The sequence below is a fragment of the Pseudomonas sp. BB438 genome, assembly GCF_057180225.1.
This window is the reverse complement of sequence record NZ_CM170001.1, coordinates 5,202,291-5,225,374: the sequence shown is the minus strand read 5'-3', so window position 1 is coordinate 5,225,374 and position 23,084 is coordinate 5,202,291. Positions and strand designations below refer to the sequence as shown.

Sequence of the window (23,084 nt, the reverse complement as noted above, 5' to 3'; positions counted from 1 at the left end):
GCGGTACTGCGGTCAACTTGCAATCGACGTCAGGCGAGATAGGCTCAAGACCGCGTAAGTCAGCCGTTCCCGCCTGGGTCGGCATCCACAGGTATCGTGATCTTTCGTAGAGGTGATTTGTGATGAAGCAATCCGCATCGGCTCCGAAGAAACCCGCAGCGGCTAAACCCGCCGCGAAGCCGGCTGCGAAAGCGGCCAGCAAACCTGCCGCAAAACCTGCCGCGGCCAGCAAACCCGCAGTCGCCAAAACGGCAGCGGCAAAGCCCGCCGCAAAGGCTTCCGCTGCCAAACCGGCCGCCGCCAAGGCCGCGCCGCGCCGCGCCCCCGCCCTGGCCACGCCGTCGGACCTGAGCAAGAACGCCACCCGTGATCTGTCGGCCGCGCTCAATCGCCTGCTGGCGGATGTCTTCGCGCTGTACCTGAAGACCAAGAACTTCCACTGGCACGTGAGCGGTCCGCACTTCCGCGACTACCACTTGCTGCTGGACGACCATGCCACCGAAATCTTTGCGATGACCGACGCGATTGCTGAACGCACCCGCAAGATCGGTGGCAACACCATCCGCTCCATCGGCCACATTGCTCGTGACAAACGCATCCTCGACAACGATGCCGAGTTCGTCCAGCCGCTGGACATGCTGGCCGAGTTGCAGGAGGACAACAAATCGCTGACCTCCTACATGCGCGAGGTCCATGATCTGTGCGACGAGTACCACGACATCGCCACCGCCAGCCTGATCGAGAACTGGATCGACGAAACCGAGCAGCGCACCTGGTTCCTCTTCGAGACCAGCCGCCGCGGTGACAACACCGGCCACTGATTCGGGTGCCGGAAATCAAAAAGGCCCCGCGAGGGGCCTTTTTCATTACTGCGCGCCGGGCGGTTGGCTTTGCCAGAAGGTGGAGAACTCCTCGAACGGATAGCGTGTGCCGTCATAGCTGACCGTGGTGCGCACAGTCTTCGGTGCACCGACGTTGTCGCCTTCATGCTCGCGCTGCACCGTCGAGCTGACGATCAGGTCCGCGAAGCCATGGTGAGTGTCCTTGCCCATCGCCAGGGTGAGCTGCGAACGCTCGATGACCAGCTTGTCGGCGCCGCCGCAGACCACGCCTTCCAGCGTCGTCCACTGCCGCAGGTAGGTGCGGAACACCTGCTTGAGCTGGTCGCCCTGCGGCGCGTAGAGGCTGAAGTCGTCATAGGACCAGGCATCCGGGCAGCTCGCGCCACGCGCCACGCTGCCGATGATCAGGCCGAAGCCGCGCACACCAGGTGCCAGGCGATAGCGGGCGGTGTCGAGCCACAGGCTGGAGCTGGCGATCTCCACCATGGCGTCCTCGCCGATGCTGTCATCCGTGCGCGTCACCAGTTTGCCGCTGCCGGTGTCGAGCTGGCCGACCAGCAGGTTGAGGTTGCGCTCGCCCGGCTCCGCCTGGTCGCCCGCTGCGCTGTAGGCGACGGCGACCACCTGCAGCGTCGGGTCGTCCGGCCAGGGCTTGCAGGCAGCGGCCACCACGGGCGTTGCGGCCCCGGACTCCGGTGTCTGCCAGCCTTGCTGGCCGAGCAGTCCGGCCAGTGTTTGCATGGTGGCGTCAGTGCACGGCTGTGCGGCTCGTTCCGCTGCGCCGCCGCCGCCGGCCAGCAAGGCCAGCAGCGCCACGCAGGTCCATTTCCCTATGGGGTACATCGGGTGCTCCTTGGGTTGAGCGGGGCCGATCAGCGGCCTTCGCTGTCCTTCCATTTGTTCATCAGGGTGTTGGAGACCAGGCTCTCGTCGAGCAGCTTCTTCGCCGTCTCCACGCCGGCCACCGGCAGCCCGGCCGGGTCGAGCAGGCCGATCTGCACCAGCACGCTCGCCTGGTCCCAGTAGATGTGTTCGTGGCACAGCTTGTCGCCACGGAAGCGGATCACGCCGAGCATGGGGATCTCCACGTACTTGCCGGTGGGCGGCACGCCGGGGAGCATCCAGTCGATCTCGCTGGTGTGGGTGAAGCACATGACGAACTCGTCCACCACCTGCAGCGCACCGACGGTGCGGGAGATCGGCACCAGCTTCATGTCCGGCGGGTTGCCATGGACGAAGTGGTTGCGATAGAAGCGTGCCAGTTCGTCCTGGCCGACGCCGCCGGTCATGGTCGGGATGTGGTTGACGTAGGGCTGGGCGACCATGGTCGCCATGGTGGCGGGCACGTCGCGGGCGGCGAACTCGTGATGGATGTGGTCTTCCCACAGCTGCGACAGGTCGAACTCCGGGCCGATCTCGCGTTTGAGCGCGCCGATGCTGCGCTCGTGGGCCATCAGCGCCGCCGGTTTGTCGAAGTGCATGCCGTTGGGGCGGGCAAAGGCGTGGTCGACGCCGGGATAGGTGTAGATCTCCGCCTTCGGCAGCTTGCCGAGGACCTCGCCGATGGCGGCGCGGGCGTTGGCGTCGCAGTACACGTCCTGTTCGGCGAAGTGCAGCACCAGGCGGCCCTTGATGTTCGGTGCCTCGTCCAGCAACTGTTCGATGCCCATGCCGTAGTAGCCGATCGAGCAGGCGGCGTCGGTGCGCGCGGCGGTGAGATAGGCGAGCTTGCCGCCCAGGCAGAAGCCGACGTAGCCGATGCCGCGGTCCTCGACCTCCGGCAGAGCGCGCAGGGCATCCAGGGCAGCGGCGATGTCATCCACGCCCTTGTCCACGTCGAAGCGCTGGAACAGGCCGATGGCCTGGCCGAACTCGGCCTCGCTGTAGCCCAGTTCCAGGTTCGGCTGCAGGCGCCAGAACAGGTCGGGCACCAGGGCGACGTAGCCTTCCTCGGCGTAGCTGTCGGCGATGCTGCGCATGTTGGCGTTGACGCCGAAGATCTCCTGGCCGATCACCACGCCAGGGCCGTGCCCGCTGGCCGGTACCGCGAGATAACCGCTGAAGCTGCCACTGCCGTCACGCGCGGCGATGCTGATGCTCTTGCCCATGTTCCCTGTCTCCCAGGCTCGTTGTTGTGTTGTTCTGGCGACGCATAGGGTGCGTGCTGGCGCGCCGCCTGCCAAGTGGCCAATGGTGCGATGGCGGTTGACAGTGCGCCGCCGCGGGACCACAACTCGGGCTTGAATTTCCATGTTCGAACGCAAGGAGGACTTCCCGATGCTGCTGCGCGCCCAGGCCTCGACCCTGCTGATCATCGACATCCAGGAACGCCTGTTCCCGGCCATTCACGACAACGAGGCGGTGCTCGAGCATAGCGCCTGGCTGCTGGCTATCGCACGTCGGCTGGGCGTTCCGGTGCTGGCCACCGAGCAGTATCCGAAGGGGCTCGGCCCGACGCTGCCGGTGCTGCGCGATGAACTGGCCGAAGGCGAGGTGCTGGAGAAGATCGCCTTCTCTGCCGTCACCGATCCCGGGCTGCTGCAGATGCCCGGTGGGGATCGCCGGCAGGTCGTGGTCTGCGGCACCGAGGCGCATGTCTGCGTACTGCAGACAGTGCTCGGCCTGCTGGCGGAGGATCGCGAGGTGTTCGTGGTGGAGGACGCCGTCGGCTCGCGACGCCAACAGGACAAGGCGCTGGCGCTGGCGAGGATGCGTCAGGCCGGCGCGGTGATCGTTTCGCGGGAGATGGTCGCCTTCGAGTGGATGGCGCGCGCGGGGACGGACGTCTTCCGCGAGATCAGCATGCAGTTCATCCGCTGAGTAATCTCCAAGCCCGCTCTCAACGGGTGACGAACAGGCGGTCGCCGAGGAAATCGAGGAATACCCGCAGCTTCAGCGGCATGCGCCGGCCCGCGGGCCACAGTGCGTGGAAGCTGCCCTGGTGCACGGTGTGCTCAGCCAGTACCTGCACCAACCTGCCATCGCTCAGCGCACCGCGCACGGCGAAATCCGGCAGGCAGGCGATGCCCATGCCCTGGCTGGCGACATTGATCAGCATGTCGGCGGTGTTGCAGATCAGCCCGCCGTCCAGGCGTGGCTCTGCTTCGCCGGGGGCAAGCTTCAGCGGCCAGCGCTGCACCAGCCCGCTGCTGGGGTAGCGATAGTGCAGGCACAGGTGCTGGCTGAGGTCTGCCGGTCGCCGCGGCGCGCCGTACTGGCGCAGGTAGCCGGGGGCGGCCACCAGCAGCAGGCTGAAGTCGCCCAGCTTGCGCGCCTTGAGCCGCGAGTCGCGCAGCTCGCCGCCGCGTACCACGAGGTCGAAACCTTCCTCGATGACGTCCACCAGGCGGTCGGTGAAGTCGATGTCCAGCTGAATGCGCGGGTAGCAGCGGAGGAACTCCGGCAGCACCTGCGGCAGGAGTCCGGCCACCAGCGGCATGCTGATCTTCAGGCGGCCGCGCGCCTGTTGAGTGGACAGCGCCAGCTCCTGCTCCGCCGCCTCCAGCTCGTCGAGAATGCGTCGGCAGCGTTCGAGGAACAGCTGGCCTTCGTTGGAGAGGCTGAGGCTGCGGGTACTGCGGTGGAACAGGCGCACCCCCAGGCGCTCTTCCAGGCGGGCGATGCTCTTGCCCACCGCGGAGGCGGAGAGACCGAGCAGGCGCGCGGCCTGGGCGAAGCTCAGGGAGTCGGCGACCTGGAGGAAGACGCGCAGGCCGTTGAGGCTGTCCATGGTGGGGGTTCCGTGCGTGCGGGCCGCTATTGTGCCGCGCGGTCGGTGATCGATTGCGGACATCGATGTCCGTTTTGTTCGGAATCCTAGCCTGTTTTTCCGTAATGCCGGGTTGATTAGCGTGCGGTGGGTCTTCTTCGACTCCTTGCGGACCCACCATGACCCTTTCCCACGACACTCCCGAAAACCGGCCTGACGTCTCGCGCTGGCTCCTGTTGCTGGCGGCCAGCCTGACCGCCGTGCTGATTCCCCTGTGCTTCACCGGCCCGGCCGTGGTGTTGCCGGCCATCGCCCACGAGCTGGGCGGCTCGGCGGTGGCGCTGAACTGGATCGTCAACGGCTACGTGCTGGCCTACGGCGCGGCGATGATGGCAGCCGGCAGCCTGGCGGACGTGTATGGCCGCAAGCGCATCTGGCTGGTCGGCCTGGCGCTGTTCTGCGTGACCACCCTGGCGATTCCGCTGGCCGGCTCGGTCGCAGCCATCGACGTGCTGCGCCTGCTGCAGGGCGCGGGTGGCTCGGCTGCGTTCGCCGCCGCCATGGCGGCGCTGGCGCAGGAGTTCGACGGGCCCATCCGCACGCGGGTGTTCAGCTTGCTGGGAACAACTTTCGGCGTCGGCCTGGCATTCGGCCCGTTGCTCGCTGGTTGGCTGACCGACGGGCCGGGTTGGCGCTGGGTGTTCCTGGTGCCGGCGGTGTGCGCGCTGGCCTCGGTGCCGGTAGTCGTGCGCTTCTGCCGCGAGACCCGCGACCCGCAGGCGCGCGGCCTGGACTGGCCCGGCGCGTTGAGCTTCACCGCCGCCCTCAGCCTGTTCACCTATGGCCTGCTGCTGGCGCCGGAGCAGGGCTGGGCGAGCGTTGTGGTCGTCGCCGTGCTGGGGCTGAGCGTCGTCTTGCTGGGGGTGTTCGTTGCGGTCGAGCGCCGTGTCGAGCGGCCATTGCTGGACCTGTCGCTGTTCAGCCAGTGGCGCTTCGTCGGCGTGCAGCTGCTGGGGGCGTCGCCGGCGTTCGCCTATGTGGTGCTGATCGTGCTGTTGCCGGGGCGCTTCATCGGCATCGAGGGACAGGGCGCGCTGCAGGCCGGTTGGACCATGCTGGCGCTATCGGCACCGCTGCTGGTGGTGCCCTTCCTGGCGGCCATGCTGGCGAAGCATGTCAGCGCCGGCAGTCTCTCGGCGATCGGCCTGCTGATCGTGGCGGGCGGGCTGCTCTGGCTGGCGCGCAACCTGGAGACCGGCATAGCGCCAGATGTACCGCTGCTGGTGATCGGTATCGGCATTGGCCTGCCATGGGGGTTGATGGATGGCCTGGCGGTCAGCGTGGTGGAGCGCGAGCGTGCAGGCATGGCGACGGGCATTTTCAACACGGTGCGGGTGTCCGCCGATGCGGTGGCCATCGCCGTGGTCGGGGCGTTGCTGGCGACGCTGATCGCCGCGCAGCTGGAGCCGGTGGGGCTGGCCACAGCGGATCGCCTGATGAGCGCCAACCAGCTCGCCATCGGCAACCTGGCGGCAGTGGTCGAGCAGTTGCCGCAGCTGGCGCCGGTGCAACTGCGCAGCGATTACGTGGCGGTGTTCAGCCGGGTACTGGAGCTATTGGCCGGGGTGACGTTCGTGGTCGCCGGCCTGGTGTTCCTGCTGCTGGGCCGGGAACGGGCGCCGGTGCTCGCCGCCGAGGCCTGAGTCAGCGGCGACGGTGTTCCGGCTCGAGGAAGGTCCAGGCGACGAAGCGACTCTGCTTCTGCCCCTGGGCCATGTCCACGGTGCGGATGGAAATGGCGCCGGCCTTCTTCAGGGCGCGACGGAAGTCGTCGAGGTTGCCGGCCTTGGACACCAGCGAGCTGAACCAGCGCACCTGCTGGCCGACGTCCGCGCTTTCCGCCGCGAGCTTGCGCAGGAAGGCGATCTCGCCGCCTTCGCACCACAGCTCGTTGCTCTGCCCGCCGAAATTCAGCGTGGGCAGCTGGCGCGACGGGTCGAGCTTGCCGAGATTTTTCCATTTGCGCCGGCTGCCGCTGCTGGCTTCCTCGGGCGATGAATGGAAGGGCGGGTTGCACAGCGTCGCGTCGAAGCGCTCATCGGCGCCGAGCAGGCCGCGGAAAATGTGCTTCGGATCGTGCTGCTGGCGCAATTCAATGGCGTCGCCCAGGCCCGGATTGCCATGGACGATGGCGTGGGCGGAGGCCAGGGCGGCCGGCTCGATGTCCGAGCCGAGGAAGCGCCAGCCGTAGTCGCGGTGACCGATCAGCGGATAGATGCAGTTGGCGCCGACACCGATGTCCAGCACGCGCACTTCAGGCCCGCGGGGCACGCTGCCAGCGTTCTCTTCGGCGAGCAGATCGGCCAGGTAATGCACGTAGTCCGCCCGGCCGGGTATTGGCGGGCAGAGAAAGCCGTCGGGAATGTCCCACTGGCCGATGCCGTACTGCGCTTTCAGCAGCGCGCGGTTGAACACGCGCACCGCCTCGGGGCTGGCGAAGTCGATGCTCGGCTTGCCATAGGGATTGGTGATGACGAAACGGCCCAGCTCCGGGCAGCCCTCGATCAGCGCCGGGAAGTCGTAGTGCCCCTGGTGGCGGTTGCGCGGGTGCAGCAGGTTCGGCCGCTTGGCGGCAGGATCGCGCAGGGGGTGGGCAGGCTTTGCCTGGGCGGCGGGGCGTTTGGGCGGTCTGGGGGCTTTCGACATGAGGGCGCGCGGGGCTGGGAGGCGGTGGGCGATTTTCCCACAGTTGCGCGCTTCAGCCGAGCAGCACGTTGCCCAGGCGGTCGAACAGCAGGCAGCAGAGCAGCAGCGGAACCGGCAGGCCGAGCAGGGTGCCGAGCATGTAGGGCCAGAAACCGATGCCCGACAGCGCGAGGCTGTAGTTCAGCGTCGGCGAGGTGATGAAGGCGTGGCGCAGCAGGAATACGCTGCTGCTCGGGCGCTGGTCGAGGTGGCTGAACACCGCGCGGGTCAGCCGGTTATTCAGCAGGCGCAGGCCATTGCCGCCGACGGCGCGCACGACCAGGAAGGTAAAGCCGCAGGAGAAGACCGCCGCGCAATAGGTGATCAGCCCGCCCCACAGTTTGCCCATGGCCAGCACGGCGGCGGCGAGGAACAGCAGGCCGGGGATGTGCAGCAGGTTGCCCAGGGCGAACAGGCCGACGAACAGCAGCAGGCCGCGCAGGCGGTTGTCGGTCAGCTCGCGGCGCAGGTAGTCGAGGCTGAACTCCTCGTGCAGCCCGCTGGCGCGGTAGAGCAGCACCAGCACCACGGCGAAGGCGAGTAGCAGGATCAGTCGGCGAAAGCGCCAGAGGGCAGGTGGGACGGCAAGCATACGGGCGGGCTCAGGGGTACTGCAGGATATCCTTGATCGTCCGCAGGTGCGCGGCAATCCAGCGCGGATCGATGGCGCCCCAGTCGCGGATGCGGTAGTGGCCGGCGTTGTTGCGCTCGCCATCGTGCTGCTCGAAGGCGCAGTCGATGTCCAGGTCGGCCAGCGCGGCGAGGGTGTCCTGGGCGGTGCGCCGGGGCATGCCGGTGGCCTCCATCAGCGCCGGGACGCTGGTGGCGGTGCCGCTGTCGATCAGCCAGGCCACATAGAGACGGCGGTAGAAACTGCTTTTGGTCTTGCTCACTTCCATCGAGATGTTTCCTTGGTGATCCTGTGGTGATCGTGTCGTGGCTGGCTACAACGGCAGCAGCCAGGGTACCAGCACAACGCTGACGATCATCACCAGAATCGTGAAGGGTACGCCAACCTTGACGAAATCGGCGAAGCGATAGCGCCCCGGGCCCAGCACCAGGGTGTTCACCGGCGAGGAAATCGGCGTCATGAAGGCGGCCGAGGCAGCCAGCGCGACGATCATCGCGAAGGCTTCGGGGGAGGCGCCAAGGGCCTTGGCCGTGGCGATGGCCACCGGTGCCATGAGCACGGCGGTGGCGGTGTTGGAGATGAACAGGCCGATCACCGCGGTCAGCACGAACAGGCTGGCAAGGATGGCGTAGGGCCCGGCCCCGCCCAGGGCGCCGACCAGGCCGTTGACCGCCAGGGTGATGCCGCCGGTCTTCTGCAGCGCGAGGGCGAAGGGCAGCATGCCGACGATCAGCAGCAGGCTCTGCCAGTGGATGGAGCGGTAGGCGCTGTCCATGTCGATACAGCGGAACGAGCCCATCAGCAGGCAGGCGATCAGGGCGGCCATGACGTTGGGCACCAGGCCGCTGACCATCAGGATCACCATCACCGCCAGGCTGAACAGCGCGTGGGGTGCCTGGCTGGCGGCGGGAGCGGCCTCGTCCACCTCGGCGGGCAGGCTCAGTACGAGGAAGTCGCGGGCGCGCGCCTGCAGCTGGCGGATCTCCTTCCAGCCGCCGATCACCAGCAGGGTGTCGCCGACCTTCAGCTTGGCCTCCAGCAGACCTTCCACCATCGCCTCGCGGTTGCGTCGCAGGCCGACCACGTTGAGGCCGAACTGGCTGCGGAACTCCAGGTCCAGCACGCTCTTGCCGAGCAGGGCGGATTCCGGCGGCAGGGTCACTTCGGCCATGCCGACTTCGTGGGCGCGTTCGGTGAAGTAGTCGCCCTGCAGGCTCAGCGGCTCCAGGCCGAACTCGTGGTACATGCCCAGCAGGTCGCTGCGCTCGCCGTAGATATCCACCAGCAGCACATCGCCGGCGTGCAGGACGATGTTGGCGCTGGGGCTGAGTATCTTCAGGCGGAAGTGCACCATGCGCTCGATCGCCACCACGTTGGTACCGGCGCGGGCGCGCAGTTCGATGTCACCCAGACTCCTGCCCACCAGCTGCGAGTCGGGGCGGATACGCAGGCGGCGTTCACGGCCGGCGAGCTGGTAATCGCGGATCAGGTCGCCCAGGGTGCGGCGCTTGACGCTCTGTCCCTCGTCACCATCGTCATCCCCCAGCCAGCGGCGCGCTGCCAACATGTAGCCAACGCCGAGCACCAGCACGACCAGGCCAAATGGCGTGAAGCTGAAGAAACCGAAGCCCTTCGAACCCTCGCGCACCAGTTCGCTGTGAATCACCACGTTGGGCGCGGTGGCGACCAGGGTGAGCATGCCGCTGATCAGCCCGGCGAAGCTCAGCGGCATCATCAGCCGGCGCGGTGATACGTGCAGGCGCGCGGCGATGCTCAGCACCACGGGAATGAAGATGGCGACCACGCCGGTGGAGCTCATCACCGAGCCGAGCCCGGCTACGGCCAGCATCAGCAGCACCAGCAGGCGCGTCTCGCTGGCCCCGGCGCGGCGCGTCAGCCATTCGCCGATGCGGTAGGCCACGCCGGTGCGCACCAGGCCTTCGCCGATGACGAACAGCGCGGCAATCAGGATGACGTTGGGATCGGCGAAGCCGGCCAGCGATTCCTGCACGCTGAGCACGCCCGACAGCGGCAGGGCGACCATCACCAGCAGGGCGACCACGTCCATGCGCGGACGGTTGATGACGAACAGCCCGACGGCAGTGGCGAGCAGGGCGAGGACCCAGATCAGTTGCAGACTCATGCGCTTCCCTAGCGAATTCCCGGGCGCCATTGTGCCCGCTCGTGCGGGCGCAATGCCTTGACCCGGTGCAGCTTAGCGAAGCCTGCCATGCCGCGTGTGAAGCAAAAGGTCGTCAGGTCAGCCGCGCGGCCGGGGTGATCTGCAGTGGGTCGGTGCGCAGTTCGATCAGTGCGGGCCTGCCGCTGGCCTGGGCACGCTCGAAGGCGGCGGCGAAATCCTCGGTGCGCTCGACCCGCTCGCCATGGGCGCCGAAGGCTTGGGCGAGGGCGACGAAGTCCGGGTTGCGCAGCTCGGTCCCACTGATGCGCCCTGGGTATTCGCGCTCCTGGTGCATGCGGATGGTGCCGAGCATGCCGTTGTTGACCACGATGACGGTCAGCGCCGCGCCGTACTGCACGGCGGTCGCCAGCTCCTGCGGGTACATCATGAAGCAGCCGTCGCCGGCGAAGCACACCACGCTGCGCTGCGGATCGCGCAGCTTGGCGGCGATGGCGGCAGGGAAGCCGTAGCCCATCGCGCCGTTGGTGGGGGCGAGTTGGCTGCGCGGCGAGCGATAGCGGTAGAAGCGGTGCACCCAGACGGCATAGTTGCCGGCGCCATTGCTGATCACGGCGTCGTCGGGCAGCGTTTCGTTCAGGTACTGGACGACCTGCGCGAGATCCACGCCCTGCAGCGGTTCTGCGTGTTTCGGCGGCGCGATGTAGCCCAGGTAATCGGCGCGGGCAGCGGCGGTCCATTCGGCCCAGGGTGTCTCGGCGAGCGGCGCGAGGCCCGCAAGGGCAGCGGCGATTTCCGGCATGCCGGCCAGGATGCTCTGGTCCGCCTGGTAGACGCGGCCCAGCTCGCTGGCGTCGGCGTAGACGTGGATCATGTCCTGCAGCGGGCGCGGGCTCTGGATCAGGCTGTAGCCGGCGGTGGGCGTTTCGCTCAGGCGCGAGCCGAGTACCAGCAGCAGGTCGGCTTCCTGCACGCGTGCCGTGAGCTTGGGCGAGGCGCCGAAGCCGAGCTGGCCGGCGTACTGCTCGTCACGGTTATCGATCAGGTCCTGGCGGCGGAACGAGGCCACCAGCGGCAGGCGGTTGGTGCGGGCGAAGGCGCGCACTTGCGCGCAGGCCTCCGGCGTCCAGCCGGTGCCGCCGACGATCAGCAGCGGACGTTTCGCCCGGGCGAGGCGCTCGCGCAGTTCGGCCAGTGCGTCGGCGCTCGGAGCGGCGCGGGTAATCGGCGCCGGCTGCACGTCAGCGACTTGCGCCGTGCCAAACAGCACTTCCTCCGGCAGGCCGATGACTACTGGGCCGGGGCGCCCGGACTGGGCGACGCGGAAGGCGCGGGCAATGATCTCGGGCAGGCGGCGGATGTCGTCGACCTCGGTGGCCCACTTGGCCAGGCCGCCGAACATCTGCCGGTAGTCCACTTCCTGGAAGGCTTCGCGGCCCTTGAACGCACTCTCCACCTGGCCGATGAAGAGGATCATCGGCGTCGAATCCTGCATCGCCGTGTGCACGCCGTTGGCCGCGTGGGTCGCGCCCGGTCCGCGGGTGACGAAGCAGATGCCGGGGCGGCCGGTGAGCTTGCCGTAGGCGTCGGCCATGTTCGAGGCGGCGCCTTCGTGGCGGGTGACGAGGGTCTGGATGCTGGTCGCATCGTGCAGGGCGTCGAGTACCGGCAGGTAACTTTCGCCGGGGATGCAGTAGACGGTATCCACCGCGTGGTGCAACAGGGTATCGACGAGGATCTGGCCGCCGTTGCGGGCCGGAGTATCGGACATGGGCGTGGGGTTCCTTGGCAGGGGAGCAGGGCGCAGCGGTGCGCTGATCTTCGGTGAACTGCCGCGGTGATCCAAGCGAGCATTCTTCGCAAGGTCATTCCTCCCTGGAATGCATCGCATCCGGATCGAATGACGCACGCCAGAGCGGGCGCGACGACGAACCGCGCTGGCATTTTCCAGCGGTTGACTATGGTTGATGCACGGGCGCCCCCGCGCCCGCAGGACGTTTTGCTGCAGAAGGAGAGCCTCCCATGTACCACCTCTCGTCCGCCCGAGCCCTGCTCGCCGGCCTGTTCGCCACCTCCAGCCTGCCCCTGTATGCCGCCCTGCCGTCGGCGCCGGGGTATATCGACGCCAGCGGCTATGGCGCCGCCGCCAAGACCCGCATCCTGCCCGCGATGTTCGAGCAGAAGCTGACCAGTACGAGGTACATCGCCAAATCGGACAACCCGTTGATCACCCTGGCCGAATCCAGCGGCTTCAAGGAAACCTCCGATTACCATCAGACCCGCGCCTGGCTGCAGAAGCTGGCGGATGCCTCCGGCGGCGCCATTACCCTGAGCGACCTGCCTGAGAACAGCGCCACCGGCGAGCCGATGCTGCTGGTGACCGCCAGCCGCGAGGCGGACAAGTCGCCGGCCGGGCTGAACCAGTCCGGCAGGCCGACGATCTTCGTCGAGGCCGAAATCCACCCCGGCGAGGCCAACGGCAAGGACGCCATGTTCATGCTGCTGCGCGACATGACCACTGGCGACAAGCCGCTGGCGGGGCTGCTGGACAAGGTCAACATCCTCTTCATCCCCACCGTGAACATCGACGGTGACCTGCGCCGCAGCCCCTACGGGCGGATCAACCAGAACGGCCCGGAGGTCACCGGCTGGCGTGTGAACGGCCTGAACTACAACCTCAACCGCGACTTCACCAAGCTCGACAGCGCGGAAATCCGCAACGTCGCCTCGGTATTCAACCAGTACGACCTGAGCTTCTTTGCCGACACCCACTCCACCGACGGCGCCATGTATCCCTACGACAGCTCGTATTGCCATAACGGCAACGGCTGGTCGCCGGCCTCCAGCGAGTGGATGGACAAGGTCATGCGGCCGCCGGTCTACAAGGAGCTGGAAGGCGACGGGCACGTGGTCCACGAGTGCATCAGCTTCAACGACAACCAGGACCCGACCCAGGGCTACTACCCGTACCGCACCGACCTGGCGCGTTTCTCCAACCAGTACGGCGATATCCGCAATGTGCCGTCGATCCTCATCGAGCAGCACGCGCTGCATCCGTATGAAACCCAGGTGCTGGGCAATTATGTGATGCTCAAGGCGATGTTCCAGGTGATCGGCGACAACGCCGATTCGCTGAAGCAGGCGATTGGCAAGGATCGCGAGCGGCTGGCGGCGCAGAAGGAGGTGATCCTCACCTGGAAGCCGGGCGATCCGCAGCACACGCCGTTCACCGTGGGTGATTATCGCTATGAGGAGTCGCCGATCACCGGCAAGAAAACCATCGTCTGGAGCAACAAGCCCAAGCAACTGAACGTGCCGATCACCGACAACTCGGTGCCCGACCTGGTGGTGAAGCGGCCGAAGCAGTACGTGGTGCCGGTGCAGTGGAGTGAGGTGATCGCGCGCCTGAAGTCTCACGGCATTCAGATGAAGACGCTGGACAAGGCCACGCCCATCGAGGTCACGCTGTACCGCATGGACGACATCAAGCTGGCCGGTGGATTCGAGCCGGACCGCGCTGCCAGCAACGAGATTCCCGGGTACGAGGGGCACCTGCTGGTCAGCGGCGTCGGCAAGCCGTTCCAGCGCCTGCAGACCTACCCGGCGGGCTCGGTGGTGATCGACACCAACCAGCCGCTGGGCGTTTTGGCGGTCAACCTGCTGACGGCGGAGAGCCCGGACTCGTTCTGGTCCTGGGGCTTCTTCAACTCGACCCTGGTGGTGGCCGAGGAGCCGGAGGAGTACGTGATGGAGCCGATGGCGCGCAAGATGCTCGCCGAGGACCCGAAGCTTGCGGCCGAGTTCGAGAAGAAGCTCAAGGATGACAAGGCCTTCGCCAAGGACGCCCACGCGCGCCTGCAGTGGTTCTACCAGCGCACGCCGTTCTATGACGTGAACGCCTACGTCTATCCGGTGGGTACGGTGTACTGAGTCGTAGTGGCGGGTGGCGCAGGCGCGCCATCCGCCCCTGCCTCCGCCGCCTTACGGCAGTCGGGCCGCGCGACGGCGCAGGGCGCGATGACGTCCGGCGAAGAACAGGCGCAGGAAGAGTTTCACCAGCGGGGCGCCAAACAGCGGTTCGACGGTGAGCTGGTCCACTACCCGGGTGCCCTGGGCGCAGGGTTCCAGGGTGCGCTCGTGGCGCCACAGGCGCATGCCGGTCATGGGTGATTCCTCGATGAAGCCTTCGCCGCTGCGCAGTTCACGCAGGGTGAGGCGCGAGGTGCCCAGCGGAATCACGCCCAGCAGCCAGAGCCAGCTGGTGAACAGCGGCTGGCCAGGCACGATCTGCAGGTCTTCAAGGTTGTTGATGCCGCGGGGGATGCTCATCCACAGCAGCGGGCGCATCTCGTCGCGCAGGCAGCGCACGTCGGTGATCCAGCGCCAGGCCAGTTCGGCATCGGCGCGCAGGGTGGATTCGAAGCGCAGCGAGAGGGTCATGGTCCTTCCCTGAAAATGCACAAGGCCCGCACGGGGCGGGCCTTGTGGTGACGCTTACAGACTGGCGATCTTCTCGCGCTGCTGGATCAGGTTGGTCACGGCCTGCTCGGCCTCGGCCAGCTTGGCGCGTTCCTTCTCGATCACTTCCGGCGGGGCCTTGGCGACGAAGCCTTCGTTGGACAGCTTGCCGCCCACGCGTTTGACTTCGCCTTCCAGGCGCTGGATTTCCTTGTCCAGGCGCGCCATCTCGGCGGCCTTGTCGATCAGGCCGGCCATCGGCACCAGCACCTGCAGGTCGCCGACCAGCGCGGTGGCGGACATCGGCGGCTCTTCGCCTTCGTCCAGCACGCGGATGGTCTCGAGCTTGGCGAGCTTCATCAGCAGCGGCTCGTTGTCGGCCAGGCGACGGTGGTCTTCAGGCGAGGCGTTGTTCAGCACCAGGTCGATGCGCTTGGCCATGGAGATGTTCATCTCGCCTCGGATCTGGCGGATGCCCAGCATCAGCGCCTTGACCCACTCGATGTCGCCTTCGGCGGCGTCGTCGATCTTCGCCTCGTCGGCGATCGGCCAGGGTTGCAGCATCAGGGTGTCACCGCTCTTGCCAGCGGCGGTCTTGATGCGCTGCCAGATTTCCTCGGTGATGAACGGCATGAACGGGTGCGCCAGGCGCAGTGCGGTTTCCAGCACGCGAGCCAGGGTGCGACGGGTGCCGCGCTGACGCTCGATCGGCGCGTTCTCGTCCCACAGCACCGGCTTGACCAGTTCCAGGTACCAGGCGCAGTACTCGTCCCAGATGAACTCGTAGAGAGCCTGGGTGGCCAGGTCGAAGCGGAAGGCGTCCAGCTGGCGCGCGACTTCGATCTCGGTGCGCTGCAGGGCGGAGATGATCCAGCGGTCCACCGAGGACAGCTCGACCGGCTCGCCGTTCACGCCGGTGTCCTTGCCATCGGTGTTCTCGATGACGAAATTGGCGGCGTTCCACAGCTTGTTGCAGAAGTTGCGGTAGCCCTCGACGCGGCCCATGTCGAACTTGATGTCACGACCGGTGGATGCCAGCGAGCAGAAGGTGAAGCGCAGGGCGTCGGTGCCGTAGCTGGCGATGCCTTCGGGGAACTCGGCCTTGGTCTGCTTGGCGATCTTCTCGGCGAGCTTGGGCTGCATCATGCCGCTGGTGCGTTTCTCCAGCAGCTCGTCGAGGGTGATGCCGTCGACGATATCCAGCGGGTCGAGCACGTTGCCCTTGGACTTGGACATCTTCTGGCCCTGGCCATCGCGCACCAGACCATGGACGTAGACGGTCTTGAACGGGATCTGCGCGGTGCCATCGCCATTCTTGATCAGGTGCATGGTCAGCATGATCATGCGCGCCACCCAGAAGAAGATGATGTCGAAGCCGGTCACCAGCACGTCGGTGGGGTGGAAGGTCTTCAGGTATTCGGTCTGTTCCGGCCAGCCGAGGGTGGAGAAGGTCCACAGGCCCGAGCTGAACCAGGTGTCCAGTACGTCTTCGTCCTGGCGCAGGTTGGCGTCGCCCAGGTTGTGCTTGGCGCGCACTTCGGCCTCGTTGCGGCCGACGTAGACGTTGCCGGCATCGTCGTACCAGGCCGGGATGCGGTGGCCCCACCACAGCTGACGGCTGATGCACCAGTCCTGGATGTCGCGCATCCAGCTGAAGTACATGTTTTCGTACTGCTTGGGCACGAACTGGATGCGGCCGTCTTCCACGGCGGCGATGGCGGGCTCGGCCAGCGGCTTGGTGGAGACGTACCACTGGTCGGTCAGCCACGGCTCGATGACGGTGCCGGAGCGGTCGCCCTTGGGCACTTTCAGCGCGTGGTCGTCGATCTTCTCCAGCAGGCCGGCGGCCTCGAAGTCGGCGACGATCTGCTTGCGCGCGACGAAGCGGTCGAGACCGGCGTACGCGGCAGGCAGGCTGGCGTCGAGGTCGGGGTTGACGCTGCCGTCGAGCTTGAACACCTGGGCGGTGGCGAGGATCGCGGCGTCCTTGTCGAAGATGTTGATCAGCGGCAGGTCGTGGCGCTTGCCGACTTCATAGTCGTTGAAGTCGTGGGCAGGGGTGATCTTCACGCAGCCGGTGCCGAACTCGCGGTCGACGTAGTCGTCGGCGATGATCGGGATGCGCCGGCCCACCAGCGGCAGGTCGATGAAGGTGCCGATCAGCGCGGCGTAGCGCTCGTCTTCCGGGTGTACGGCGACGGCGCTGTCACCCAGCACGGTTTCCGGACGGGTGGTGGCGACGACCAGGTGGTCCTTGCCGTCGGCGGTCTTGTTGCCGTCGGCGAGCGGGTAGCGCAGGTGCCAGAGGTGGCCCTTCTCGTCGTGGTTCTCCACTTCGAGGTCGGAAATGGCGGTGTGGAACTTGGTGTCCCAGTTGACCAGGCGCTTGCCGCGGTAGATCAGGCCATCCTCGTGCAGGCGCACGAAGGCTTCCTTCACGGCATTGGACAGGCCATCGTCCATGGTGAAGCGCTCGCGCGACCAGTCCACCGAGGAGCCGAGGCGGCGAATCTGGCGGGTGATGGTGCCGCCGGACTGGTCTTTCCATTCCCAGACCTTCTCCAGGAACTTCTCGCGACCCAGGTCATGACGGGCGATGCCCTGCGCGGCCAGCTGGCGCTCCACCACCATCTGGGTGGCGATGCCGGCGTGGTCGGTGCCCGGCTGCCACAGGGTGTTGCGGCCCTGCATGCGGCGGTAGCGGATCAGCGCGTCCATGATGGCGTTGTTGAAGCCGTGGCCCATGTGCAGGCTGCCGGTGACGTTCGGCGGCGGGATCATGATGGTGTAAGGCTCGCCGGAACCTTGCGGGGCGAAGTAGTTCTCTTTCTCCCACAGGGGGTACCAGTGGGATTCGATGGCGTGGGGCTGGTAGGTCTTGTCCATGAGCGCGGCGGGACCCTGATAAGGCTAGACGGAAAACCGCTGAGTATAACGGGAGGCGGGGAGTTCAGGCCACCGGGGGCTTGCTGATGGTGGTCGCGCTGATGCTCACCCGCAGGAGCGCGCCATGCCCGCGATTGCGCGCATGGCGTTGACGCCGGCGTTCCTGTGTACGCAGGACGCGAAATCAGGTCTTGCGCTGGGCCAGCAGGCGCTGCATCCGTGCTTCGAGGCGGCGTTGCAGTTCGGCTTCGATCTGCGGGGCGAAGTCGTCCAGCACGTCCTGCAGGATCAGCTGGGCCGCGGCGCGCAGTTCCAGGTCCAGGCGGTTCAGTTCGCTGGCCGCTGGGGAGACCTGGGGCGCCGAGGACTGGGCGACGGAAGGCGCCGGCGGCTGATGGGCTGGCGCAACGACATCGGAGAGCAGCGGGATGTTGTCCGGCTCGAAGGATTCGGTCAGCAGGGGCGGCTCGGCGCCCGACTCGTCCAGCAGGTCCTGGATGGTCTTCAGGTCTTCCAGCAGGTGGTCGGGGTCGTGCGGGGGCTTGCGGTTGTCCATGGTCTTGGCTGAGACGCTCTCAAGGGCGCGGCAGGCGGTGGTCCTGCAAAGGATAGCCCTGCTCGCGGTAGCGACGGAAATTCTCCCGCGCGGCCTGACGAATCGCCGGTTCCTCGATCACCAGCTCGGCGACCCGGTTGAAGCGGTCGACGAAGGCGGGAATGGCCAGGGTCAGGTTGATCAGCAGGTCCCGGTGGCTTTCCGGCGGCTCACCGAGGGCCAGCACGATCGGCGAGTCGGCGTCTTCTTCCACCGCGTTGTGTGGGATGAAGGTTTCGCCGCGGAAGTTCCACAGCCGGGCGTCCAGCGCATCGCGCTGGGCCTCGTCGCTGCACAGCACGAAGATGCGCATGCCTTGCCGCCAGGCCTTTTCGGCGAGGCGGCAGGCGATGGTCAGGCGTGCGTCGGGATCGGCGCTGGGGATAACGTAGAAATCCACGCGCGTCATTTTTTGGCCCCAAAGCTGCTGCGTTTGCTCATGCTGCGTTGAAAACCTGCGCAAATTGCTCATTTACAAAACGTAAACTGCGCCTTTGCGCAGGCATTCGCCTTGCCCGAGCGGCACTCGCGACGCTTTGGGTTCCAAAAAACATGGCTGTCTTACTCCGTTACTTCACGCGGTCCAGCAGGTACTGGGTCAGCAGCGGAACCGGGCGGCCGGTGGCGCCCTTGTCCTTGCCACCGCTGATCCAGGCGGTGCCGGCGATGTCCAGGTGCGCCCAGTGGAATTTCTTGGCGAAGCGCGACAGGAAGCAGCCGGCGGTGATGGTGCCGGCCTTCGGTCCGCCGATGTTGGCGATGTCGGCGAAGGGGCTGTCGAGCTGCTCCTGGTATTCGTCGAACAGCGGCAGCTGCCAGGCGCGGTCGTCGGCGACTTCACCGGCCTTGAGCAGTTGCTTGATCAGCGCGTCGTTGTTGCCCATCAGACCCGAGGTGTTGGAGCCCAGGGCGACGATGCAGGCGCCGGTCAGGGTGGCGATGTCCACCACGGACTGCGGCTTGAAGCGCTCGACGTAGGTCAGTGCATCACACAGCACCAGGCGGCCCTCGGCGTCGGTGTTGAGGATCTCGACGGTCTGGCCGCTCATGGTGGTGACGATGTCGCCCGGACGGGTGGCGCCGCCGCTGGGCATGTTCTCGGCGCAGGCCATGACGCCCACCAGGTTGATCGGCAGTTGCAGCTCCAGCACGGCGCGGAAGGTGCCGAACACCGAGGCGGCGCCGCACATGTCGAACTTCATCTCGTCCATGCCCAGGCCGGGCTTCAGGCTGATGCCGCCGGTGTCGAAGGTGATGCCCTTGCCGACCAGGACGTGCGGGGCTTCGTCCTTCTTCGCGCCGTTGTATTGCAGCACGATCAGGCGCGGCGGCTGGTCGCTGCCCTGGGCGACGGCGAGGAAGGAACCCATGCCCAGCTCGCGCAGTTTCTTCTCGTCGAGGACTTCGACCTTCAGGCCCTTGTATTCCTTGCCCAGCGCCTTGGCCTGTTCGCCGAGGAAGGTCGGGTGGCAGAGGTTCGGCGGCAGGTTGCCCAGGTCGCGGGTCAGGGCCATGCCGTTGGCAATGGCCTGGGCTTCTTTGGCGCCTTGCTCGACGGCGGTGGCGTCGGCCTTGTCGGCGAGCAGGGTGATTTTCTTCAGCTTCGGCGCTTCGGCCTTCTGGCTCTTGAAGCGATCGAAGACGTAGGTGCCGTCGGCGAGGGTTTCCACTTGCAGGCGAGCCTTGCCGTGGGCGTTGCGGCCTTTCACGGCCAGGTCGCCCAGGGCCAGGACGGCGTCGGCGCCACCCAGGCTCTTCAGATTGCCCAGGACGGCGGAAACCAGTTTGCGGTAGGCGCGGTCGGAAAGTTCACGTTCTTTGCCGGCACCGACCAGCAGGACGCGCTCGGCCTTAATGTTGGGTAAATCTTGCAGCAGTAGAGTCTGGCCCACCTTGCCTGCCAGATCGCCGCGCTTGAGCAGGTTGGCGATGGCACCGCCGGTGGCTTCGTCGACGGCCTTGGCGGTGGCGCCAAGCTTGCGGCCTTCGCCCACGGCGATGACCAGGGTGGCGGTCTTGAGAGTTTCCGGACGTACGCTTTTTACAAGGAATTCCATGGCTGAGTGTCCCCGGGACAAAGAGCAGAAGGGTCTGCGAATGAAGGTGGACTGCGCAGTGACAGGCCTGGCGAATCGCAGGATAATGCCGGCTATTTGCGCTGGGTCGCGTCCGCGCGTACCCGGCAATGCTTCACGGCGGCTAGTTTGAGCGTAGCCGCCTGAGCGTGACAACCCTGGAGTGTCCGGTTTGATTGTCTTCCGTTACCTGTCCCGTGAAGTGCTGATCACCATGAGCGCGGTGAGCGCCGTGCTGCTGGTCATCATCATGAGCGGCCGTTTCATCAAGTACCTGGCGCAGGCGGCCCAAGGCCTGCTCGATCCGGGTTCGCTGTTCATGATCATGGGCGTGCGCCTGCCGGGCTTCCTGCAACTGATCCTGCCGCTGGGTCTGTTCCTCGGCATCCTGCTGGCCTATGGCCGCCTGTACCTGGACAGCGAGATGACCGTGCTCACGGCCACCGGCATGAGCCAGCAGCGTCTGCTGGCCATCACCCTCGCGCCGGCGCTGTTCATCGCCCTGCTGGTGGCGTGGCTGAGCCTGTGGCTGGCGCCCCAGGGCATCACCCAGATGCAGCTGCTGCTGAACAAGCAGGACGCGATGACCGAATTCGATACCCTGGCACCGGGGCGCTTCCAGTCGATGCGCGACGGTACGCGGGTGACCTACACCGAAACCCTGGCCAACGAGCGTACCCAGCTCGGCGGGGTGTTCATCTCCGACAAGAACCGCCCGCGCAACGGCAAGGACGGCGGCACCTCGGTGCTGGTCGGCAATACCGGCGTGCAGGAAATCCATGCCGACGGCAGCCGCTACCTGATCCTCAAGGACGGCTATCGCTATGACGGTACGCCGGGCCAGGCCGACTACCGCGAGATCAAGTACGACACCTACGCGGCGCTTCTGCCCAAGCCGGAAGTGAGCAGCGAGATCGACGACCGCGATGCCATCCCGACCTCCGACCTGCTGGGCAGCGACGATCCACGCATGAAGTCCGAGCTGCAGTGGCGCCTGTCCATTCCGCTGCTGGTGTTCGTGGTGACTGTGCTGGCGGTGCCGCTGTCGCGTGTCAACCCGCGCCAGGGCCGCTTCCTCAAGCTGCTGCCGGCCGTGCTGCTGTACATGGCCTACCTGGCGCTGCTGATCGCCGGACGCGGCATGCTCGACAAGGGCAAGATCCCCATGGCCCTGGGCCTGTGGTGGATCCACGGGATATTCCTGGCCATCGGCCTGTTGTTGTTGTACTGGGAGCCGTTGCGCCTGAAGCTGGCCGCCAAGCGAGCGAAGTCGGGCGGGGAGCTGAAGCATGCGTAAGCTGGATCGCTACATCGGCACGACCGTCTTCGTCTCCATTCTCGCGGTACTCGGGGTTATCCTCGGTCTGGCGGAGCTGTTCGCCTTCGTCGACCAGCTGGGACAGATCGACGAAAGCTACACCCTGAGCGAAGCGCTCAAGTTCGTGCTGCTCACGGCGCCGAGCCGGGGCTACGACATGCTGCCGATGGCCGCGCTGATCGGCTGCCTGGTGGGCCTGGGTACCCTGGCCAGCAACAGCGAACTGACCATCATGCGTGCCGCTGGCGTGTCGCTGCAGCGCATTGTCTGGGCGGTAATGAAGCCGATGCTGGTCCTGATGTTCGCCGGCATCCTGATCGGCGAGTACGTGATTCCCTACACCGAAACCGCCGCGCAGAGCGGTCGTGCCCTGGCGCAGAGCGGCAACGGCTCGCAGAGCTCGAAATCGGGTCTGTGGCACCGTCAGGGTCATGAGTTCATCCACATCAACGTGGTGCGCCCGGATGGCGTGCTGCTGGGCGTGACGCGCTACAACTTCGACGACAACCGTCGTCTGCAGACGGCGAGCTTCGCCCGCCAGGCAGTGTTCGAAAACGACCAGTGGCAACTGCAGGACGTGAGCACCACCGTGCTGCACGCCGCGGAAAAGCGCAGCGAAGTCGTGAGCAAACCGAGCGAGACCTGGAACATCCAGCTCAGCCCGCAACTGCTCAACACGGTGGTGATGGAGCCGGAAGCGCTGTCGATCACCGGCCTGTGGAGCTATATCCACTACCTGCAGGACCAGGGCCTGAGCTCCAACCGCTACTGGCTGGCGTTCTGGACCAAGATCCTGCAGCCGCTGGTGACAGCCGCCCTGGTGCTGATGGCGATTTCCTTCATCTTCGGCCCGCTGCGTAGCGTGACCCTCGGCCAGCGCGTGTTCACCGGCGTGCTGGTGGGCTTCACCTTCCGCATTGCGCAGGACCTGCTTGGCCCGTCCAGCCAGGTATTCAACTTCCCGCCGTTGCTGGCGGTGCTGGTGCCGGCGGCGATCTGCGCCTTCCTCGGCACCCTGTTGCTGAAGCGGGCCGGCTAAGGCTGGTTCCTGTAGAAAGCAAAAAGCCGGCAATCGCCGGCTTTTTTGTGTCCGGGATCAGCCCCGGCCCTGGGTTGCCTTGCGCACTGCCTTGGGAATCTGGATCACCACACTTTCCGAGTAGCGGTCCTGCCAGGTGCGCTTGTCCTTGTCCCAGAGCATCCAGAGAAAGCCCAGGCCGGCGCAGCCCCAGGAGCCGATGGCGATGACGAAGCGCAGCAGCGCCTGTATCAGGGAGATGCGCGTGCCGTCGGCGTTCTGCACGCGGACGCCCCATACCTGCATGCCCAGGGTCTGGCCACTGTGGGTCCAGAACTTGGCGAAGAAGGCGAACACGGCGATGAACAGCAGGCTGGACAACAGTGGATCGCCGATCAGGCCGCCCTGGTCCGCCAGTTGCCGCAGCTTCTCACTGCCGTAGATCAGGCGCAGCAGGCCCTGCTGATAAACCAGCGTCACCACCATCAGCAAGGCTACGCAAAGCAGAAAGTCGTAGAACATCGCGGCGAAGCGACGGAGGAGCGTGGCGGGCGGGAAGTTTCCCGCGGGCTGGAGCTGCTGCGGCTTGGGCATGAGCGTCTTCTGTGGCGATCAGGATGGATGGGGCCGGGATTATACGGATTCCGTCGCGCGGCGCCCGACGGCG

General features: G+C 66.4%; 20 protein-coding genes. 6 read left to right on the top strand and 14 right to left on the bottom strand.

What is annotated here, in order from left to right; all coding sequences use genetic code 11:
• Window positions 1-122: 122 nt before the first annotated feature.
• Window positions 123-821: a Dps family protein gene (locus tag AC1ZV1_RS24110; RefSeq protein WP_484293948.1), complete on the top strand. Its 699-nt coding sequence runs from the start codon at window positions 123-125 to the stop codon at window positions 819-821.
• A gap of 45 nt (window positions 822-866) precedes the next feature.
• On the opposite strand, the gene AC1ZV1_RS24105 is transcribed toward AC1ZV1_RS24110, so the two are convergent.
• A complete protein-coding gene (locus AC1ZV1_RS24105; RefSeq protein ID WP_484293947.1) occupies window positions 867-1,685 on the bottom strand; it encodes a PA3715 family protein in 819 nt (272 codons plus the stop codon).
• A 29-nt stretch (window positions 1,686-1,714) separates the two neighbouring features.
• A complete protein-coding gene (locus tag AC1ZV1_RS24100) occupies window positions 1,715-2,950 on the bottom strand; it encodes a dienelactone hydrolase family protein (protein WP_484293946.1) in 1,236 nt (411 codons plus the stop codon).
• Between the two features lie 169 nt (window positions 2,951-3,119).
• Between AC1ZV1_RS24100 and AC1ZV1_RS24095 the strand changes: the two genes are divergently transcribed.
• The gene (locus tag AC1ZV1_RS24095; protein WP_484297621.1) at window positions 3,120-3,662 is read left to right on the top strand and encodes a hydrolase; all 543 of its coding nucleotides are present in this window, start codon (window positions 3,120-3,122) and stop codon (window positions 3,660-3,662) included.
• Between the two features lie 19 nt (window positions 3,663-3,681).
• Here AC1ZV1_RS24095 and AC1ZV1_RS24090 read toward each other — a convergent pair whose 3' ends face one another.
• Entirely contained in the window at window positions 3,682-4,572 is an 891-nt protein-coding gene (locus AC1ZV1_RS24090; protein WP_484293945.1) for a LysR family transcriptional regulator, read from the bottom strand.
• Window positions 4,573-4,730: 158 nt separating this feature from the next.
• On the opposite strand from AC1ZV1_RS24090, the gene AC1ZV1_RS24085 reads away from it, so the two are divergent.
• Window positions 4,731-6,254 carry an MFS transporter gene (locus tag AC1ZV1_RS24085; protein ID WP_484293944.1) on the top strand — a complete coding sequence of 508 codons (1,524 nt, stop codon included), beginning with the start codon at window positions 4,731-4,733 and terminating at the stop codon, window positions 6,252-6,254.
• A gap of 1 nt (window position 6,255) precedes the next feature.
• Here AC1ZV1_RS24085 and rlmF read toward each other — a convergent pair whose 3' ends face one another.
• The 5 genes from rlmF to AC1ZV1_RS24060 form a co-directional block, all read right to left on the bottom strand.
• On the bottom strand, window positions 6,256-7,257 hold the full coding sequence (rlmF, locus tag AC1ZV1_RS24080; protein WP_484293943.1) for a 23S rRNA (adenine(1618)-N(6))-methyltransferase RlmF: 1,002 nt from the start codon (window positions 7,255-7,257) through the stop codon (window positions 6,256-6,258).
• 52 nt (window positions 7,258-7,309) lie between these two features.
• Window positions 7,310-7,888 carry a VTT domain-containing protein gene (locus AC1ZV1_RS24075; RefSeq protein ID WP_484293942.1) on the bottom strand — a complete coding sequence of 193 codons (579 nt, stop codon included), beginning with the start codon at window positions 7,886-7,888 and terminating at the stop codon, window positions 7,310-7,312.
• A gap of 10 nt (window positions 7,889-7,898) precedes the next feature.
• A complete protein-coding gene (locus tag AC1ZV1_RS24070; protein WP_484293941.1) occupies window positions 7,899-8,195 on the bottom strand; it encodes a winged helix-turn-helix domain-containing protein in 297 nt (98 codons plus the stop codon).
• Window positions 8,196-8,240: 45 nt separating this feature from the next.
• Complete coding sequence (locus tag AC1ZV1_RS24065) at window positions 8,241-10,070, bottom strand: SLC13 family permease (protein ID WP_484293940.1); 1,830 nt, start codon at window positions 10,068-10,070, stop codon at window positions 8,241-8,243.
• A gap of 112 nt (window positions 10,071-10,182) precedes the next feature.
• On the bottom strand, window positions 10,183-11,838 hold the full coding sequence (locus AC1ZV1_RS24060; protein WP_484293939.1) for a thiamine pyrophosphate-binding protein: 1,656 nt from the start codon (window positions 11,836-11,838) through the stop codon (window positions 10,183-10,185).
• 251 nt (window positions 11,839-12,089) lie between these two features.
• Between AC1ZV1_RS24060 and AC1ZV1_RS24055 the strand changes: the two genes are divergently transcribed.
• Entirely contained in the window at window positions 12,090-13,997 is a 1,908-nt protein-coding gene (locus AC1ZV1_RS24055) for a M14 family metallopeptidase (RefSeq protein WP_484293938.1), read from the top strand.
• A 51-nt stretch (window positions 13,998-14,048) separates the two neighbouring features.
• Here the strand turns inward: AC1ZV1_RS24055 and AC1ZV1_RS24050 are convergent, their stop codons facing one another.
• The 5 genes from AC1ZV1_RS24050 to AC1ZV1_RS24030 form a co-directional block, all read right to left on the bottom strand.
• Window positions 14,049-14,507, bottom strand: a complete 459-nt coding sequence (locus AC1ZV1_RS24050; RefSeq protein ID WP_484293937.1) for a hypothetical protein — start codon at window positions 14,505-14,507, stop codon at window positions 14,049-14,051.
• Between the two features lie 54 nt (window positions 14,508-14,561).
• Window positions 14,562-17,411 (bottom strand): valine--tRNA ligase, encoded by a 2,850-nt coding sequence (locus AC1ZV1_RS24045; RefSeq protein WP_484293936.1) that lies wholly within the window; start codon window positions 17,409-17,411, stop codon window positions 14,562-14,564.
• Between the two features lie 184 nt (window positions 17,412-17,595).
• On the bottom strand, window positions 17,596-17,967 hold the full coding sequence (locus AC1ZV1_RS24040; protein ID WP_484293935.1) for a DNA polymerase III subunit chi: 372 nt from the start codon (window positions 17,965-17,967) through the stop codon (window positions 17,596-17,598).
• A 19-nt stretch (window positions 17,968-17,986) separates the two neighbouring features.
• Window positions 17,987-18,415, bottom strand: a complete 429-nt coding sequence (locus AC1ZV1_RS24035; RefSeq protein WP_024762886.1) for a DNA polymerase III subunit chi — start codon at window positions 18,413-18,415, stop codon at window positions 17,987-17,989.
• Window positions 18,416-18,575: 160 nt separating this feature from the next.
• Window positions 18,576-20,063, bottom strand: coding sequence for a leucyl aminopeptidase (locus AC1ZV1_RS24030; protein WP_484293934.1), 1,488 nt, complete (start codon window positions 20,061-20,063; stop codon window positions 18,576-18,578).
• A gap of 190 nt (window positions 20,064-20,253) precedes the next feature.
• Here AC1ZV1_RS24030 and lptF point away from each other — a divergent pair, with 190 nt between their 5' ends.
• Both lptF and lptG read left to right on the top strand, forming a co-directional pair.
• Window positions 20,254-21,378: an LPS export ABC transporter permease LptF gene (gene lptF / locus AC1ZV1_RS24025; protein ID WP_484293933.1), complete on the top strand. Its 1,125-nt coding sequence runs from the start codon at window positions 20,254-20,256 to the stop codon at window positions 21,376-21,378.
• A complete protein-coding gene (gene lptG / locus AC1ZV1_RS24020; protein WP_484293932.1) occupies window positions 21,371-22,438 on the top strand; it encodes an LPS export ABC transporter permease LptG in 1,068 nt (355 codons plus the stop codon). The genes lptF and lptG overlap by 8 nt, the downstream gene beginning before the upstream one ends.
• A 57-nt stretch (window positions 22,439-22,495) precedes the next feature.
• Here lptG and AC1ZV1_RS24015 read toward each other — a convergent pair whose 3' ends face one another.
• Complete coding sequence (locus AC1ZV1_RS24015) at window positions 22,496-23,011, bottom strand: RDD family protein (RefSeq protein ID WP_484293931.1); 516 nt, start codon at window positions 23,009-23,011, stop codon at window positions 22,496-22,498.
• Between the last annotated feature and the right edge of the window lie 73 nt (window positions 23,012-23,084).